Genomic DNA, 3,083 nt, shown 5'->3' with positions numbered 1-3,083 from the left:
TGCGATAAAATTATATGCAATTTCACTTAATCCATTACCATCATTTCTATCATAGAAAATATTTACACCATCTTTAAAAAGTGACATATTGGTATGCATTCCTGATCCATTTTGAAATGTTTTTGGCTTTGGCATAAAAGTCGCTGCTAATCCCATATTTTTTGCAATGGCCTGCACAGTCATTTTAAATGTCATTATATTATCAGCAGTTTTTAATGCTTCATCATACTTGAAGTCTATTTCATGCTGTCCATGTGCAACTTCATGATGAGATGCTTCTATTTTAAATCCCATTTTCTCTAAATTTAAACATATCTGCCTTCTTACATTTCCTCCTAAATCTATATGATCTAAATCAAAATATCCTGCTTCATCGTGAGTTAATGGAATTGCTCTTCCAACTTCATCTCTATGAAATAGAAAGAATTCACATTCTGGACCTACTTGAAGTTCATATCCCATTTCTTCAGCTTTTTCTATTGCTTTTTTTAATATTTGTCTAGGATCACCTAAAAACGCTTCTCCACTTGGAACATAAACATCACATATCATTCTAGCTACCGCATTTTTATCAGGTCTCCAAGGTAATATTACAAAACTATCTAAATCAGGTCTTAGGTACATATCAGATTCTTCAATCCTAGCAAATCCATCTATAGATGAACCATCTAAAGTACATTTATTATCCAAAGCTTTTTCTAACTGCCCTTTTGTTATTGCTACATTCTTCAAATTACCAACTATATCTGTAAATTGTAATCTAATAAAATTTATATCATTTTCTTCAACTATTTTTAGTATATCCTCCTTAGTATATGACATTATTAACCACTCCTCTATATTTAAACTGATAAATATTTTTTTATTATGTTATAATCTTTTAAATTCTCAGAAGTTAAGCTATCAATAATAGTACCTTTATCCATAGCATATCCTCTTTGTGATATTTGTTGAATTAATCCTATATGTTGTTCAACTAATAATACAGTTAATCCTAAATCCTTATTTATTCTTAAGATTATATCTCCAATTTGTTGTACAATATTAGGTTGTACACCTTCTGATGGTTCATCTAGTAACATAAGTTCTGAGTTTCCTGTAAGAACCCTCCCTATTGATAACATTGCCTGCTCTCCACCACTCATAGTTCCTGCCATTTGATCTCTACGTTCTTTTAATCTAGGAAAATATTCATATACCAAATCATAATTAGGTTTTACGTTTTTTAACGGCCTTATTGATTCACCCATTTGTAAGTTCTCTTCAACTGTTAAATTAGGAAACACCATATGTCCTTGAGGCACATATGATATTCCATCCCATGCCCTCTCATATGCCTTTGAACCTGTTATATTTTTTTCCTTATACATTATTTTTCCACCATTAACTTTTAGCAGACCACATAATGTTTTTACAAGTGTGCTTTTTCCAACTCCATTTCTTCCAATAACAGAAACTATCTCACCTTTATTTATATTTATATTAACTCCTTGAAGGATATTAACTTTTTCATATCCGGATACTAAGTCCTTCGTTTGAAGCATATTAATCATTCCTTTCACAAAATAATAACCATATTCTTATTGTCCTAAATATATTTTTATTACCTCCTCATTATTTTCAATTTCTTCTATATTACCTTCTGCAAATTTCTTTCCATAATGTAATACAGTTACATCTTTAGCTATTCTCTTAACAAAATTAATATCATGTTCAATAAAAAGAATTCCTATTCCTTGACTATTTAAATTTTCTATCATTTTTGCAGTAAATTCCGTTTCTTCTGGTCCAAGTCCGGCAGCTGGTTCATCTAACAATAATAATTCAGGTTTTGATGCCAATGACATTGCTATTTCAAGCCATTGCTGCTGACCATGTGTCATATTTTTTACTAGTGGATTTCCTAAATCTTTGATATTAACTAATTCTATTAATCTATCTATTTCATCTGACAGCTCTTTTTTCTTTACGAAATTTTCAGCTGCTATTCTTATATTCTCTCTTAATGTCATTTCTTCAAATATACCTGGTACTTGCATTTTTATACTTAGCCCGCTCTTGGCTCTTTTAAATGGTGATAAACTTGTTATATCCTTTCCTTTAAATACAATTCTTCCTGAAGAAACAGGTATAATTCCCATAATCATTTTAAATACTGTTGTTTTTCCGGCTCCATTTGGACCTATTAAACAATGAAGTTCTCCTTTTTTCATAACCATACTAAAATCTTCTACAGCTTGTATCCCACCAAATTGTTTAGAAACCTTATCTAAAACTAAAAGCTCTTCATTACTTCTACCAATGTCTGTCATATAATTCACCTCTTTTACTAATTTTCTAATGATTTTTCCTTATTTTTATTAAACATTTTATAAAAAAACTCATCGCTCTTTTTAAATAATGCTACTAATATTCCATCTGGTATAAATAGCACAACCAATATCAATAAAACACCTAATATTAATTGACTATATTCACTTCCTGTTGTTGCCAAAAATTGAGTAAACCATGAATATATTAATGTCATTATCATTGCTCCAGTAACATTTTTTCTTCCTGCAACTGCTACCATAACTACAGCTATTGTTGACGCGCTAACACTAAAATTAGTTGGAACTACATACCCACTCCATGAAGCAAATAATACTCCTGCAAGTCCAGCAAGAGCTCCACTAACAGAAAATGCAATAGTTTGTATTTTAGCTGTATTATATCCAAAAAGTTCACTTCTAATTTGATTTTCTCTTATTCCAAATAAAGCATATCCTGATCTTGAAACTTGAACTTTTCTCATTAAAAGATATATTATTAATAAAAATACAATTACTAATATATAAAAACTAGGTCCAATAAAATCAAAATTTCCTATAGCTAATGATGGAATATTGTTAAGTCCATTAAAACCACCAAGCGGAACTCCTAAAACCTTCCATTTACCATCACTAGTTTGGGTCATAAAAGTCTCTAAAACTGTTGCAACACACATAGTAATAATTCCTGTAAATATATTATTTATTTTTCCATAAAATATAAATGATGCTAATAATGCTGCAAATAACCCAGATATTATTACTGCTATTAAC

General features: G+C 29.8%; 4 protein-coding genes. All 4 read right to left on the bottom strand.

Annotated features, from left to right (window positions below; genetic code table 11):
• On the bottom strand, positions 1–825 hold an 825-nt coding region (locus Q0F58_RS18515), incomplete at its 3' end, for a glutamine synthetase family protein (RefSeq protein WP_294379393.1).
• Between the two features lie 17 nt (positions 826–842).
• A complete protein-coding gene (locus Q0F58_RS18510; RefSeq protein WP_294379391.1) occupies positions 843–1,544 on the bottom strand; it encodes an ABC transporter ATP-binding protein in 702 nt (233 codons plus the stop codon).
• Positions 1,545–1,580: 36 nt separating this feature from the next.
• On the bottom strand, positions 1,581–2,312 hold the full coding sequence (locus Q0F58_RS18505) for an ABC transporter ATP-binding protein (RefSeq protein ID WP_294379389.1): 732 nt from the start codon (positions 2,310–2,312) through the stop codon (positions 1,581–1,583).
• Positions 2,313–2,329: 17 nt separating this feature from the next.
• Positions 2,330–3,083: branched-chain amino acid ABC transporter permease (locus Q0F58_RS18500; RefSeq protein WP_294379387.1), on the bottom strand; the 754-nt coding region annotated here is incomplete at its 5' end.

Origin of the sequence: uncultured Clostridium sp. (assembly GCF_934754915.1) — a bacterium.
Classification (GTDB): domain Bacteria; phylum Bacillota; class Clostridia; order Clostridiales; family Clostridiaceae; genus Clostridium.
The sequence above is the reverse complement of the archived record's forward strand: the minus strand, read 5'-3'. Positions and strand labels throughout refer to the sequence as shown.

Bases quoted from the DNA above. Each gene is read 5' to 3' on its own strand.
- Q0F58_RS18510 (WP_294379391.1), bottom strand. From the start codon at position 1,544: ATGCTTCAAACGAAGGACTTAGTATCCGGATATGAAAAAGTTAATATC.
- Q0F58_RS18505 (WP_294379389.1), bottom strand. From the start codon at position 2,312: ATGACAGACATTGGTAGAAGTAATGAAGAGCTTTTAGTTTTAGATAAG.